The sequence below is a fragment of the Ligilactobacillus saerimneri genome, assembly GCF_036689625.1.
Taxonomy (GTDB): Bacteria; Bacillota; Bacilli; order Lactobacillales; family Lactobacillaceae; genus Ligilactobacillus; species Ligilactobacillus saerimneri.
Window position 1 is genome coordinate 139,112 of the sequence record NZ_CP144759.1, and the last position, 15,360, is coordinate 154,471.

Here is a 15,360-nt window from a genome sequence, read left to right on the forward strand (position 1 = left end):
GATTTGGAGGCAATAATATGGGGCTTACTTTTATTCTTGGCAATGCGTCACAAGACCACCAGCAGGAGTTGCTGGAGCAAATGCTGGCGCTTAAAGAAGCGAACCCACAAGGGAAGTTTTATTTTATCGTCCCTGATCACGTTAAGTTTGGGACAGAAGTTAAAATACTGGATATGCTACGGCAACAAGCAGGCGTTGAGCGGCAGGCGACATTTGCAACAAACCAGGTGCAAGTTTACTCATTCACCCGTTTAGCTTGGTATTTTCTCAAGGACCAACCAGTTTATCAGGTGCCCCGCTTGAGCCAGGCTGGGACCAACATGCTGGTGACCAAAATTTTGCAAGATAAAGGGGATGACCTGCGCCTATTTCGGGGTGAAAAAAATCAACCGGGGTTTGTGGCTAAACTGGTAACACAGATGAACGATTTGCGGGCTGCTAACATCAGTAGTACAGATCTTCAAGAGCTGATCCCGCAAGTAGCCCCAGATGTGGGCCAGCAAGCCGACCTCCAAGCAAAACTAACCGATTTGGCATTAGTATATCGAGAATATGAACATTATTTGCAAGGTAAATATACTGATAATGCAGCCGTTTTAACAGCTTTGGCAGCATATTTTACTCAGGCAGACCTGAGTCATACTTATTTTTTCCTTGATAAAGCTTACCGTTACAATGCTTTAGAAGAACAAGTGCTTCAAGTGCTGTTTCAACGAGCAGCGCAAGTGTTTGTGGCGCTTGTGTTAGATCAACCGTCCTCAAAGCTACCTGACCCTAGTTCCTTCTATCTACGGACAGGGCGGACATACTTCCGGCTTAACCAGTTGGCACGGGCAAAAGGAGTAGCCGTACGGAATTTAGCAGTTCAACAGCCTCGAATCACCGCACCAGGCCTCCTCGGACTGGAGGATTATTGGATAAAGAGTAATACGGGCCAAACCAATAACGCAGTGCATGATATTGGGACAGCTGTGCATGTAGTTCAAGCGGCGACCAAGGACGCCGAGGTGAGATTTGTTGCTAACAAGATTCACCAGATGGTAGCGCGTGAAGGTTACCATTATAACGATTTTGTGCTTTTGACGCCGGACCTGACAGCCTACCAAGAAGTCATCCAGCCACTATTACAGCAGGCACAGATTCCGGCCTTTATTGATGGTCGCCAAACAATGAGTAATCACCCGCTAGTGGAGTTGTTGACAGCTTTATTTCAGATTAAGGAACACAACTATCAATACCAGGATATGATGCGGCTATTGAAGACAGAGTTGCTACTCCCCCGCGACCCAGATGCCGAAAATGAATATATGAGTCGGCATAAATTTAGGGAGCTTCTGGATATTACGGAGAATGCCATCCTTAAATATAATTTCAATGGTGCTCGTGACTGGTTACAAAAAGAGGACTGGAAGTTCTTTTATCGCAAGACAACGGCGGGACGGGAACAGTTTGCTAGTGAAAAGAAAGTTGAACATCAGATCAACTTTATCAGACATTATATTCAGCAGACACTACCGCCTTTCTTTAAACAGTTAGACCACGCCCAAACGGGGACCCAAGCGGCTAAATTACTAATCACGTTCTTAGTGGAAAACGGAGTAGTGGTTCAGCTACAAAAACTCCAAGAACAAGCCCACCAAGCAGGGGATGTAGTGGGAAGTTCCCGTCCCAAAGAAGTATGGCAAATGTTGATTAGAATGGTCGAAGAATATAACGAAGTTTTAGGAAAGCAGCCCTTTGTTGCCAACAACTTTCTTGAAATCCTGCAAAGTGGGTTTGAAGGAGCTAGCTACGGGCAAATTCCAGCTACGTTAGACCAGGTACTTGTGTCAGACGCATTGTTAGCCCAACTAAATGAACAAAAAGTGACTTTCATACTTGGGCTGTGTGAAGGGGTCATGCCAGAAATTATCAAACAAGACGACTTACTAACTGACCAAGATCGTGCCCTCTTAACCCCATTGCTAGCAGATAACCAGGTACTTAAACCAAGCAGTGAGTATGCGATGCTTGATCAAGCGTTTATTGCTTATTTGGCCTTTATGTCGGGCAACCAGCAATTGTATCTATCTTACCCCGCCAATATTGATGGTGAAAAAACAGTTAACCCATCGCCATATTTACGGCAGATCGTCACACACTTTACTTTACCAGTTCGGCAAGTAGCAACGATCCCACCCGTAACTACGGGGGCAATTGCTGACTATGTTGGCGCCCCCCGCTTGACTTTGACCAATTTAGCTGGGGTGACTCGGCACGCCCTCCAAGAAAATCAGCCGTTACCTGACCGCTGGCAGGCTGTTTATAATGTTTTAACCAAAGATCCACATTGGGCCAAACTAGCCCACAAGCTCTTAGGTGGGTTGACATACCACAATTCACCAGAACATTTGCAGCCAATAGTAGCTCAAGAGCTCTATGCTAGCAAACAAGACAATAAGTTGGTACTGAACACTTCTATTTCACAGCTAGAAGAATTCTACTCCAATCCTTATTCATACTTCTTGAAATATGGACTGCAACTGCAACCACGGGAAGTATTGGAAATGTCAACTACGATTCGGGGGACGATTTTCCATTTGGCATTGCAAGAACTTTTTGACCGCTTAGCACAGGCTGGCCAAACTTTGGCTGAACTGAGTGCAACCGAATTTGACCGGATGATGACTGCGATTATGGATGACATTCAACACCGGGATGAGTTTCGCATTTTACAGAGTTCGCACCGGATGCGGTATTTAGGGGATAAAATCCACGGGACAATTGCACATATGGGGTGGACGGTGCGTCAATCCCGGACTAAGTCGCCAGTCAAAACAATTGGAACAGAGGTCGTGTATGGTCAATTAGGAGATACCAATAGTCGGCCAGGGCTACAATATGATTTTGCTGTGGGAAACCAGGCTGATTACCGCGTCAACGTACGGGGAAAAGTTGACCGCATCGATGAATTGGTGGCTAATAATAAACGCTACCGGACAATTATTGATTATAAATCTAGCGATAAACGGTTTAGCTATGGTAAAGCATATGCTGGTATTATGTTGCAATTATTAACATACTTAGCCTTTTTAGAGCGCGAAGCCCAAGCATTACCACCAACCCAACGGTTTGAACCAGCCGGTGCTTTGTATATGCGGATCTTTAGTCCTAATTTGAATCAAGCTCAAGTTCTCAAGAAGAATAGTAGTCAGGAAATCTTTAAGCAACACAAATTAAACGGCTTGTTGGTCAACGACCAAGATTTCTTGTTGACTTTGGATCAGGATCTAGCGGGGGATGCGACTAAAGCTGCTAATTCTAGCATTTATCCGGTTAAACGGAAAAAAGCACAGCAGGAAGGCGATTATCAGTTCGCCTCTAGCAGTCCGACTACCAATACTTTGTTAACGCTTGACCAGCTCAACCAGTTGGTGGCCCACGATGAACACCTGATTGTAGCGGCTGCCCAACGGATTTTTGCCGGAGATGTTAGTTTGGCTCCGGCGCGCTTTACTGACAATACAAGTGTGCTTGCATACTCTGATTACAAGGCGATTATGCAATTTGACGAGATGTTACCTGAGAATAACTATCGCCCAATTCCAGAATTGCGACTCCAAGAAGTCTTAGAGCTATTAAATAATGCACAGCAAGAGGGGGACAACAATGGCAGAAATTAATTTTACACCGGGACAAAAACAGGCAATCTTTGACCAGGGGCAAAACATCCTGGTGGCTGCCTCAGCTGGGTCTGGGAAGACCCGGGTTTTAGTCCAACGGGTGATCGAAAAGATTAAGCAAGGAACTGATATCGACCAGCTTTTAATCGTAACTTTTACCGAAGCAGCGGCCGCTGAAATGCGCGACCGGATTAAAAAGGCACTCGAAAAAGAACTGCAAACAGCTTCGCCAGCCGAAGTGCGCCGTTACCGGCAACAATTAGTAAAACTAAATGTTGCTAATATCAGCACCATCGATGCTTTTTGTTTGCAAATCATCCGTCGCTACTACTATGTTATCAACCTTGATCCGGGCTTCAGGATGTTGACGGACACGGCTGAACAGACTATGTTAATGGAAAATGTGTGGGAAGACGTGCGCGAGCAGTATTACCAGGCTTATTATCAAGGGCAGGACACGGCTGAACCCGACTGTGCGTCCTTCAAAGAATTAGCCGATAATTTTACCAATGACCGTGATGACGAAGGTCTGACAACGATTGTACTGCGGGCTTATCGTCAATCGTTGTCCTTGCCACACCCTCAGGAATGGCTCCAAAAGTTGGGCCAGGCCTACCGGGTCCCTGAAGCAGGTTTAGGCCAGATGGAACTATTTCGGCAGGGGATCATTCCTTTGGTACAACAGGAATTAGAGCAACAAGCTAGCAATTTGACCTTGGCACAGACAATTGCTGAAAACAATGGTTTTGACAAAGCAGCTGCTAAGATTGCCGATGATCAAGCTCACTTGCGCCAAGTTCTGGCTACTTTGGCCGCTTCGGACCCAGAGTATGCCACCATTCAAGCACGCTTGGCCTTTACATTCACTAAGAAATATTATGGGCGGAACCTTGATCCTGTGGCAGTTCAAGAGAAGAAACGGATCACGGCATTGATTGACGATGTTAAAAAGACCCTCAAAAATCTCAGTACCCGGTGGTTTGGGGAAGACGAACAAGCCGTTCGGCAAACCTTACATGCTTGCTACCGCTTAGCTAATAAACTGGCAGAAGTGACCCTGCGATTTATGGATGCATATGCCCAAGAGAAACGGCGGCGCCACCTGCTAGAGTTTAATGACTTGGAACATTTAAGCTTACAAATTTTACAGAATGAAGATGTGCAAACCAGTATGCGTAACCAGTTTGCGGAAATCATGATCGATGAATATCAGGATACTAACCACCTCCAGGAAGCAATCCTGACGAGCTTTGCCCGAACTAAGTCTGGCAACCTTTTTATGGTGGGAGATGTTAAGCAGTCAATTTATGGCTTCCGTTCGGCTGAACCCCAGCTCTTTTTGGATAAATACCACCGCTATGCCCAGACTGACAATGACGATGAACGGGTGATCCTGGCTGAGAACTTCCGGTCAGTACAAAATGTAGCAGACTTTACCAATTTGATTTTTAGTCAGCTGATGGACCAACAAGTAGGGGAAATGGACTATGACACTAATGCACAGTTAAAGTTTGGGGCGAAATATTATCCTCAAACCCAACCTGAGGCGCTCCCTGCCGATGTGGCGGACCTCCAAGCCGAAATCCTGCTCTATTGTGAACAGGATGGGGCGACAGAAGAACCTGTTCCGGATAAGGTGACGGGGCAAGTGCAATTATTGATTGCCAAGATTCAAGAATTGTGTAATGGTAGCCACCGGATTTTTGACCGCCAGACAGGTGAGATGCGACCAGTTACTTATAGTGATATCGCTATTTTGACGCGGACGCGTGGCAACAACAATACACTTATGGATTACTTCAGTCGGGCGGGCATTCCTTTATATGTCAATGATGCGGCTAATTATTTCCAAACAACTGAAATCAGAATCATGGTTTCGTTGCTAAAAATCATTGATAACCCCCGGCAGGATATCCCATTAGTAGCAGTTTTGCGTTCGCCAATTGTGGGACTTAAGGAAAATGACCTTGCCCGGATCAGATTGACCCAAAGGGATAGTGATTATTACACGACATTGACCAAGTATTGGCAAACTCACGATGAGCTGCACCACGAGTTGTGGGAGCGCGTCGACCAATTTATGCGGCAGCTGACTACCTGGCGTGACCTCGCCCGCCAGCAGGCGATTGCTGATCTAATCTGGGATATCTATGATCAGACAGGCTTTATTGATTATGTAGCTGGGATGCCTGGGGGACCACAACGCCAAGCCAACCTGCATGCGCTGTATGATCGCGCAGCAGCCTATGAAAAGACATCATTCAAAGGACTTTTCCAATTTATTCGCTTTGTTGAACGGATGGAAGAAAATAATGATGATCTTAACGCGGCAACCACACAGAGCGTTGGCAATACGGTAACAGTGATGACTATTCACGGGAGTAAAGGGCTAGAGTTTCCGATTGTAGTCCTTTTCGATGCTACCCATCAATTCAACCTCACGGATGAGCGCCAAAGTGTGATCTTTACCCCAACCGAAGGTGCTGGTTTAACTTATGTACAACCATTAACTGATCCTGAGATTCCAGGCGTTGCCAACACGGCCACCATCAAGAGTGACTCCCTGGTTAAACTATTAGCGCAGAATAGGATTGCACGGAAAAACCGGGCTGAGGCGATGCGGCTCCTTTACGTAGCGTTGACGCGGGCTGAGCAGAAGTTGCTTATCATCGGAGCGTATGACAAACAAGATAAAGTGCTCACAAAATGGCAGGGGGCAGCGATGACCGACGCACTGGTCTTGCCAGCCGGCGCACGGGCAGCCCAAACATCTTTGATGGATTGGCTAGGAATGTGCCTAATTCGGAGTCACAAGTTTGGTTACCCACTTGATACGAACCTGCCTGAACCAGCATTTGTTCAAGCTAGTGGGGCGGATTTCAGTGTCCGGTTCGTTGGGCCAGATCAATTGCCTCAGATTGAACATGAGCAACCGACGGATGTTGATCAGTGGTTGACAACCAAAATTGAGGCGGCACACGAGCATGTCAGCCCCGAGATGTTAAAAGAGATGGCGGTAGTTTTGAACCACCACTACGATCAACTCGATTTGACACGGACCACTGCCTTTCAGTCGGTATCAGATATTCGGCGCCTATTTGAAGATCCAGATACTGAACGGATGGGACGACTGCAAAACCTTGATGGAGCTAAAAATGGGCAAGTTAATCGGTATTTGGACAATGAATTTTCATTGCCATCATTTATGCCAACAATGACCAAACCGGTATCGGCAGCCCAAATCGGGACTGCAACTCACTTGTTGTTCCAAAAAATGGATCTGCACCAGGAGGTAACCAAGGACCGGGTCCAAGCAATGTGTGAGCAGTTAGTCCAGGATAATCTGCTTAGTCAAGAAGTTGCTGCGCAGATTAATCTTGATGGGATCGTTAACTTCTATCAAACCCCGGTGGGCCAGTTGGTTCTAGCCCATCCAGACCAAGTTTTCCGTGAGGTTCCGTTCTCGCTAGTAATCCAACCCGAAAAACTCTTTGCCATCACGGCAACGGCTAGCAAGCCGATCCTGGTTCACGGGATCATTGACGGGTATGTCGACACTGGGGACGAAGTGGTGATTTTTGACTACAAGACGAACCATCCATTTGGACATATGGCAGCCACTAGCCACGCAGGAGCGGTTGCTGGCGAAGATGCCCAGGCCTTTAGCGAGCGAATGAAGCGAGAATACCAGGGGCAACTTAACCTTTATCAACTGGCTTTACAACAAATGGTAGCTGCACCAGTAACCCACAAGTACCTCTATTTGACGCAGACAGGCGAAACAGTAGAGGTGTAGCGAGGGGGCAAAACATGCTAGAATGAAATTAATATTTTTAAGGAGGTAGCGAAGTGGCAGCTAAGAAAAGTCACAAAAGTTGGCTCTATCGGGTCTTGGCGCTGATTTTGGTGGTTATTGGGTTGGCCTTGGTCTTCAATGAACAGATCAAAACCATGGCGATCGGGCACATGGAAAAGTCCGCTTTAACAACCAAGATTTATAGCCCCAAGACACAAAAGGGAAATTTTGACTTTGCGACAGTTAAGGCCGTGGATAACCGCGAAGTGGTCAAGGCATCAATGGCCAAACAAAAAGCGATTGGGAAGGTGGCTATTCCTGCAGTAGGGCTGAAATTGCCGATCTTTTATGGTTTAGAAAATAGTAATTTGATTCGTGGAGCGGGGACGATGAAGGCTGACCAGCAGCTGGGGGCAGCAAATAACTATGCTTTGGCTGGGCACCACATGAAGAACGATAAGATCTTGTTTGGACCTTTGGCGCGGGTACAAAAAGGGGATAAGATCTATCTGACTGATGGGCAAAAAGTCTACACTTATACGGTTACTGTGCGCCAAAAAATCAATGAAACAGAAGTCTACTGGGTGGATAATGTGGGGCAGCAAAAGTTAGTAACATTATTCACCTGTGCTTCAGGAGAACCTGGGGAGACTAACCGGATCGTTGTGCGGGGCGAACTAACCCAAACTTCTCCAGCCACCAGCGATAATTTAAAGATATTTAACCGTTAAAAAAGTAAGACCACCATTGCAGGTAACAGCTCAGGTGGTCTCTTTTTTAGTCTAGACCTTGAAAAACTGCGGTTTTAAGTATAAAATGATAAAATGCATGAATAAATGAAGGGAGGTTTTCCTGTTATGCGTCATGATTCAACAAACGTCCATGTTGGCGTAGGTAACGACCGTCGTCCGGTTAACGCTAAAAACATCAAGAAGCGTCGTGCTCAACACCAAGCAGTTCTTGCTTTCTTAAAGGAACGCGAAGCACTTGACAAGGCTAGCAAGTAAGAAGTAGAGCAATCGTAATTACGATCGTTTGCAAATATTCGAATATTTAAAGGCTCCACATAAGACTGCTGTGTTTTGTGTGGATTTTTTATTATTCAGAAACTGACAATTAACAGAGAGAAGAGAACGATGAGCATTTTAGAAGTAACGCATTTATCCCATTCATTTGCTGATAAAACCCTCTACGAAGATGCATCCTTCCGTCTTAATAAAGAGGATCACATGGGGGTAATTGGGCAAAATGGTGCTGGTAAAAGCACCTTGATCAAACTCTTGACGGGCCAGGAACTACCAGATAAAGGTCAGATCAAATGGCAAAAGGGAGTTAAGATCGGGTATTTGGACCAGTATGCAGAATCAGCCCATGATTTAACTATTCAAACTTTTTTGCGGTCGGCATTTGCAGATCTCGACGAGATCGCAGCCAAGCAAGCAACCTGTTATGAAAAGTACGCCCAGTCGCTGGATGAACATTTGCTAGATCAAGCGGGCTACTATCAGGAGAAATTAGATGCGGCCGATTTTTATAATATCGATACCAGGATCGACCAAGTGATGATGGGGTTGGGACTAACCGCCTTAGGCAAGGACCGGCAGGTAAGTGACTGTTCTGGCGGACAGCGGTCCAAAATCATTTTGGCTAAATTATTATTAGAGCAACCAGACGTCCTCTTATTGGACGAACCGACAAATTATCTTGATACAGAACACATTGAATGGTTGCAAGACTACCTCAATGAAACCGCGGCTTGCTTTATGGTTATTTCGCATGATTACGATTTTTTGGAACAAATTACCAATACCATTATTGATGTTGCCTTCAAAAAGATCACTAAGTATACTGGGAGTTTCAAACAGGCGATGCGACAAAAAGCCGCGCGGCAGGAAAGCCAACAACGAGCATTTGAGAAACAGCAATTACAAATCGCTAAAGATGAGGCCTATATCCGTAAAAATAAGGCCGGGAGTCGGTCGGCCATGGCAAAGTCACGGCAGAAGCGTCTGGACAAGTTGGTGCGGATCGATCCGCCAAGCACTAATCTGCAGGCCCATTTTAAATTTCCTTACCAGGAGATCCTGTCCGCTGAAACACTACGGGTGAACCACTTGTCAGTGGGCTACCATAAGCCTTTACTGGCGCCAGTAACATTTACCCTGAGTTATGGAGAAAAGGTTGTCTTAAAGGGCTTTAATGGGATTGGAAAATCAACGTTGATCAAGTCTTTGCTAGGAAAAATTCCTGTTTTTGCGGGGACAGCTAAGTTTGGTGATGCGGTAATCGTCAATTACTTTAGTCAGGAATTAGAGTGGGATGATCCGAACCAAACACCTCTGCAGGTAATTCAAGATGCGTATCCTTTGTTAGAGCCTAAAACAATTCGGCAGCGCTTGGCGCGGGCGGGAATTAATGCCGAAAATGCGCAAAAACCGATGCACCTTTTGAGTGGGGGAGAGCAGACTAAAGTAAAGCTTTGTCTATTAGAACTTAAACCAAGTAATTTCTTGATCTTAGACGAACCAACTAACCACTTAGATGATGAAACTAAGGTGGCGTTGCGGACAGCATTGCAACAATTTCCAGGAAATGTCCTCTTGGTAACCCACGAAGCCTCTTTTTATAATGGCTGGGTCGATAAAATATTTGACGTCGAACGGATGCGCTTGTCTCAATAAGGGGCAAAAGAGGAGCTAAAGACTAGACTCTGTGTAAGCAAGGCTAGTCGTCAGGACTAAAAAGGCGTACACTGTATAGTAAGTATTTAGTTTGGAGGGTCATAGATGACAACAGAAACGGCATGTACAACAATTCTCGTGGGCAAGAAGGCCACGATTGATGGTTCAACAATGATCGCCCGCAACGACGACACCTTCTTACCAATCACGCCCCAGCGTTTCCATATGCAGGCAGCATATAACGAAAAGGGGCGGATCTTTAAGTCTAAGAAGAATAATTTCACCGCGGAATTACCGCAGCGGGGTTTGCGGACACCATTTACCCCTAACGTTGATTTGGACAAAGAAGGTTACTATGGGGAAAGCTCCATCAATGAAGCTAATGTAGCGATGTCCTGTACGGAAAGTGTCTATGGCAATCAACGTGCGTTAGCTCATGACCCCCTGGTTCCAGACGGATTGCTAGAAGAAAGTATGCAACACATGGTTGCGCCTTATATTCATTCTGCTCGTGAAGGGGTGGAATACTTGGGACAGTTAATCAAGAAATACGGTTCGCCTGAAGGAAACGGGGTCTTGTTTGCCGACAATGATGAGGTGTGGTACATGGAAATTGTTACCGGCCACCACTGGGCTGCCACTCGGATCCCGGATGATTCCTATGCAATCGCGGCCAACCAAGTAGCCCAACAACAGATTGATTTTGATGATCCCGATAATTTTATGTGGTCAGAAGGGTTGCGTGAATTCGTAGATGCCCATCATTTGAACCCTGACCGGGAAGGATTTAATTTCCGGAAGATCTTTGGAACGGATACAGAAAAAGATCGGCATTACAATACACCGCGGGTATGGTATGGACAAAAGTGCTTCAATCCAGAAATTGACCAGGATCCAGAATCAAGCGAATTACCATTTATCCGGAAGGCCAACCGGTTGCTGGCCCTCGAAGACTTGGAATATGTGCTGAGTTCACATTATAACGAAACACAGTTTGATCCGTTAGGTCATGGATCTGATGCGGATAAGGTCCGTTACCGGCCAATCTGCCTTAACCGGACACAAAATTCCCATATTTTACAGCTACGGAACGACGTGCCACATGACCAAGCAGCTTTAATGTGGGTTTGCTTCGGGGTACCGGCCTTTACGCCATATGTCCCGTTTTACACCAATGCTAATGACACGGATCCTTCGTGGAGCAATACACCACTAGAGTTTGACGTAAGCAGTGCTTACTGGATGTACCGGGAACTTTCAATGTTAGTTGAATCCCACCATGCACATTTCATTCAAGATGACCTAGATTACTTAACGGCAGCGCGGGAAACTAAACACCGCATGATTGCCCAAGCTGATGCTGAAGCAGCGAAGTTGAGTGGTAATGATCTGACTGAATTCTTGACCAAGCAAAACTACGCGATGGTAGCAGAAATGCGCAATCGGACCATGAAGATGATCGGCCATTTCGTTACTGAAGGCTTGAAATTATCCAAATTGACCTTTAATATGGATAAGAATCTGTAGTCGACTTATGAGGAGGACGTGAAAGTAGTGGAAATTAAAGTACAAACATACCTCGATGCAGTTGATACTGGGCAATACCAGGTTCAAAACTTCACCGCGGATGCGGCTGACTTTGCTGCCCAGGAGATGGCAGCTAACCTGAGAACGATGTTTGATACATTCTCGGCTCAGGTCGCTACTGGAGCACTCGTGCATAGTGAGCTGACAATAAATGACTTTAAGGTGGAGTTAGAAACGGGGATTATTAACTTGCCGTTTGCTAACAATAACCGGGTAGATAACTTTTATGCGGACCTCAACCAGGCAGTGCCGGTAGTAGTTAATTTGATTGTTGAGGCTCCCAATTTAAACGCGTCTGCTTTTCACATTGACACTTTGGGACCAGTAGATCAAATCGGGGACGCAATGTTTGAACAGATGTGTGTACTTGTGCAAGCAGCTTGGACAACAGCTCAAGCCCCAGCAGAAGCACCGACAACCAATGAATAATAAGTAAGTTAACACTGCTCAACATGATCAGAAATGTTCAGGTTGAAGCAGTGTTTTTTCGTATGTGAATAATGGTATGATGGCTGTAAGAAAGCTACTCGCGAAGGGAGTTGGTGAGGATGTCACAGGTGATGACTTGGCTAACACAACGGATGTTAGATTTGCAGAAACGAAGTTTTTATGTTGTTTTGCGTCAAACAATGATTGTACTGTTCCCGTTTGCCTTGGTGGGGAGTTTTGCCCGCGTATTACGAATGGCTCTTTTAGATCCGCAAGGCTTTGGGGGGACTATTTTGCAGGTGACAAAATGGTTGCCTCACTACCAGGGGCTGCACACGTTAGTAGGAAGTTTTGAGAGCTTGACTTTGGGCATTATCGCAGTTCTGGCAGCTTATCATGCGGCGAGCGAGACGGCTGCATTATATAAGCAAGACAAGCAGATAGCTGGAACGACGGGGTTATTAACGTATGCCCTTTTGTTTTTGACCCAGGTTTCAGCCACTGGGCAATTGAGTATAACTAGCGGTGCCTTTCATATGCAGTCACTGCTCTATGGCTTAGGCGTTGGCTATGTGGTAGGACAGATTTTTCGTTGGTGGGGGCGACGTTTACCTGTGCTTACGGATGAAGCAATTATTGCGCGTTCCTTCAGTGCTTTACCAGCAATTGGGACTTGTTTTGTCTTGTGTGCCCTTATCATGACCGGAATGTGGTTGTGGGGTGGGGCTGGAAAAGCGCAACTTGTTAGCCTAGTTTTGGGCTGGGAACAGAGCTTGGTAACCGGGCATTGGGCCTGGTTAGGGGTAATAGTGTTGACGATTTTAACGTCTTTATGTCAAATTGTTGGTTTAACTGGGCCCCTAACGATGAGTAACGCCCTGAATAGTAGTGCGTTTTACGAAAATTTGGCATATGCACTACACCACAGCAATTTGCAGCATGTCCCGAACCGTTTTACGGATTACACCTTGTACCAAAGCTTTGGTCGCTTTGGCGGCCCAGGAGCTGCATTGGCATTAATTATTGCAATTGTGTTAGTTAGTCGCCACCGATCAACTAATATGCTAGCAGCCTGGGCAACAGTTCCCACCCTCTTTGAGGTAGGGTTGCCCCTCATGATTGGTATCCCCCTCTTTTTGAACCCCTTATATGTTATTCCTTTCGTTGTAGCACCAGCGATCAACGTGCTTTTAGCTGCCCTCTTGATCCAAATGGGGGCGATCATTCCGGCGGTGTATCCTGTTCCGCTGGGGACACCGGGACCATTGATTGCTTATCTGGGAACTAACGGACACTGGTTATGCTTAATAGTGGGGATCTTGCTATTGGTACTCGATGTGTTGATTTATTTGCCGTTTGTACGGATTGCTGATGATGTCCAGGAACAATTACTTATTGCCAAAGTCACGGCTGAAGGAGGGAGAAGAGATGCACCAAAAACCAACGAATAGCTTCTACCGTAGCAAGCGAAGTGCTGTCATGATGCTGTTGCTAGTTGTTGTGCTTCTTGGGGGCTTGCTTTTTCCGGCCAACCATTGGGTCCACCAGCAAACAACGGGGCTGCGACAACGCTATAATTCGAAACTCTCACCGGTAATCATGATCCCAGGAAGTAGTGCGACCCAGAATCGGTTTGATGATTTGGTTAAAATTTTGAATAGCCACGGAAATAAAAAGCATAGTTTGCTAAAGGTGAAAGTCTATAATGACCACCGGATCACCTATGAGGGCAAGATTCGCCCGGGCGATAATGAGCCAATCATCGTGGTTGGATTTGAAAATAACAAAGATGGGTGGGAAAACATCCAAAAACAGGCATATTACTTTCACTTAGCTTTTGATCAGCTGAGCGAACGGTATAAGTTCAATAACTTTAAGGGAATCGGACATTCGAATGGGGGATTAATCTATACTACATTTTTGGAAAAATATTTTACCGATGATGATATTGTCTGTAAAAAATTAATGACGATTGCGAGTCCGTTTAATTTCTCCGAAAAAAGTATCGCTCACAAAACCCAAATGCTGGCATATTTGATCGACCACCGCCAGAAACTTCCAGCAGATATGACTGTTTATTCCCTAGCCGGAACAGAAAGCTATGAATCAGATGGACTGGTGCCTGAAGGCAGTGTCCGTGCGGGAAAATACATCTTCCAAAAGCAGGTGGCTCACTTTACGGAGATCACAGTAACGGGAGAGGGATCCCAGCACTCAGACCTACCACAGAATAAGCAAATTGTGCAGTATATCCAGCAATATATCCTCGATCTCGATCACGGTTTTGGCCGGCCTAATGGTCCGAACGTTGCTGATAACGATAGTCATAGTAACTAAAAGCAGCTTGCATAAGGATGTAAGTGTTATCATAAAAGAAAAAAGTGAAGAATACGTAATGAGGTGAGTTTTTATGCAACATCAAAGAATGCTACCCTTAGCTCGGGGGGTTAATATCCGTGAAATGGGAGGATATCCAACGGTTGACGGCCGGACAACCCGGTGGCAAAAGTTAATCCGTTCAGGAAATATGGGTCAATTAACTCCCAAGGACCTGGACTTTCTAGCGGAGTATGGATTGCGATATGATATTGACCTGCGTTCCGAGTCGGAAACTTGGTTTTATCAAGACCGGTACCCCGTGCAGACCAAGTATATTAACTTATCGCTTTATCCATTCGAACGAACTTTATTTGAAAATTTAGGGGTCGTTGCTGGGCACCAGTTGCGTTATGGTGAGCTGGATATTGTTGATCAAACCTATGCTCAAATGATGACGGATCCTCATCCGCGGGCGCAGTTTCGGCAGATGTTCGATTATTTACTTGAAAACGATCAGCCCGACCAGAGCGTGCTTTTCCACTGTGCAGCGGGCAAAGATCGGACGGGCGCAGCAGCCTTTTTGATCTTATCGGCTTTGGGAGTTAAGGAAGAGGCTATTTTGCAGGATTATCTCTTAACTAACCTAGTTTTCCAAAACAAGACCCCCGAAGAAATCAATGGACTGCTGACAACTAGTGATGCAGATGCCTTAGCCAACGAGCTTAATAGTTACCTAGCCGTTAGTGAGCGGGGCTTCAAAACCTTCCGCCAGGTTTGTGAAACAGTGGCAGGATCGATGGAACAGTATTTTGCACGTTATTTGGATCTGGATCATGAACAACTGACACGGTTGCAAGACATCTATTTAGAATAGGTATTGGGAAAG

The 15,360-nt window shown here is 45.8% G+C and carries 10 protein-coding genes; all 10 read left to right on the forward strand.

Annotated elements, in window-relative coordinates:
• Window positions 1–17 precede the first annotated feature (17 nt).
• The 10 genes from V3C97_RS00625 to V3C97_RS00670 all read left to right on the forward strand — a co-directional run bounded on the left by V3C97_RS00625 (window position 18) and on the right by V3C97_RS00670 (window position 15,348).
• Entirely contained in the window at window positions 18–3,662 is a 3,645-nt protein-coding gene (locus V3C97_RS00625) for a PD-(D/E)XK nuclease family protein (RefSeq protein ID WP_338434263.1), read from the forward strand.
• Window positions 3,649–7,458 (forward strand): helicase-exonuclease AddAB subunit AddA, encoded by a 3,810-nt coding sequence (gene addA, locus V3C97_RS00630; RefSeq protein ID WP_338434264.1) that lies wholly within the window; start codon window positions 3,649–3,651, stop codon window positions 7,456–7,458. Before V3C97_RS00625 ends, addA begins: the two co-directional genes overlap by 14 nt.
• Before the next feature lie 53 nt (window positions 7,459–7,511).
• Window positions 7,512–8,189, forward strand: a complete 678-nt coding sequence (locus V3C97_RS00635) for a class A sortase (protein WP_338434265.1) — start codon at window positions 7,512–7,514, stop codon at window positions 8,187–8,189.
• Between the two features lie 126 nt (window positions 8,190–8,315).
• Complete coding sequence (locus V3C97_RS00640) at window positions 8,316–8,465, forward strand: hypothetical protein (RefSeq protein ID WP_009553931.1); 150 nt, start codon at window positions 8,316–8,318, stop codon at window positions 8,463–8,465.
• A 129-nt stretch (window positions 8,466–8,594) separates the two neighbouring features.
• On the forward strand, window positions 8,595–10,139 hold the full coding sequence (locus tag V3C97_RS00645) for an ABC-F family ATP-binding cassette domain-containing protein (protein ID WP_338434266.1): 1,545 nt from the start codon (window positions 8,595–8,597) through the stop codon (window positions 10,137–10,139).
• 105 nt (window positions 10,140–10,244) lie between these two features.
• Window positions 10,245–11,666 carry a C69 family dipeptidase gene (locus V3C97_RS00650; RefSeq protein WP_009553929.1) on the forward strand — a complete coding sequence of 474 codons (1,422 nt, stop codon included), beginning with the start codon at window positions 10,245–10,247 and terminating at the stop codon, window positions 11,664–11,666.
• Between the two features lie 27 nt (window positions 11,667–11,693).
• Window positions 11,694–12,155, forward strand: coding sequence for a hypothetical protein (locus V3C97_RS00655; protein WP_009553928.1), 462 nt, complete (start codon window positions 11,694–11,696; stop codon window positions 12,153–12,155).
• 131 nt (window positions 12,156–12,286) lie between these two features.
• Entirely contained in the window at window positions 12,287–13,606 is a 1,320-nt protein-coding gene (locus tag V3C97_RS00660) for a PTS transporter subunit EIIC (RefSeq protein ID WP_338434267.1), read from the forward strand.
• Entirely contained in the window at window positions 13,584–14,492 is a 909-nt protein-coding gene (locus tag V3C97_RS00665; RefSeq protein ID WP_338434268.1) for an alpha/beta hydrolase, read from the forward strand. The genes V3C97_RS00660 and V3C97_RS00665 overlap by 23 nt, the downstream gene beginning before the upstream one ends.
• A gap of 73 nt (window positions 14,493–14,565) precedes the next feature.
• Window positions 14,566–15,348, forward strand: coding sequence for a tyrosine-protein phosphatase (locus tag V3C97_RS00670; protein ID WP_009553925.1), 783 nt, complete (start codon window positions 14,566–14,568; stop codon window positions 15,346–15,348).
• The last annotated feature ends 12 nt before the right edge of the window (window positions 15,349–15,360 follow it).

Bases quoted from the DNA above. Each gene is read 5' to 3' on its own strand.
- V3C97_RS00660 (WP_338434267.1), top strand. From the start codon at position 12,287: ATGACTTGGCTAACACAACGGATGTTAGATTTGCAGAAACGAAGTTTT.
- V3C97_RS00645 (WP_338434266.1), top strand. From the start codon at position 8,595: ATGAGCATTTTAGAAGTAACGCATTTATCCCATTCATTTGCTGATAAA.
- addA (WP_338434264.1), top strand. From the start codon at position 3,649: ATGGCAGAAATTAATTTTACACCGGGACAAAAACAGGCAATCTTTGAC.
- V3C97_RS00640 (WP_009553931.1), top strand. From the start codon at position 8,316: ATGCGTCATGATTCAACAAACGTCCATGTTGGCGTAGGTAACGACCGT.
- V3C97_RS00665 (WP_338434268.1), top strand. From the start codon at position 13,584: ATGCACCAAAAACCAACGAATAGCTTCTACCGTAGCAAGCGAAGTGCT.
- V3C97_RS00625 (WP_338434263.1), top strand. From the start codon at position 18: ATGGGGCTTACTTTTATTCTTGGCAATGCGTCACAAGACCACCAGCAG.
- V3C97_RS00650 (WP_009553929.1), top strand. From the start codon at position 10,245: ATGACAACAGAAACGGCATGTACAACAATTCTCGTGGGCAAGAAGGCC.
- V3C97_RS00670 (WP_009553925.1), top strand. From the start codon at position 14,566: ATGCAACATCAAAGAATGCTACCCTTAGCTCGGGGGGTTAATATCCGT.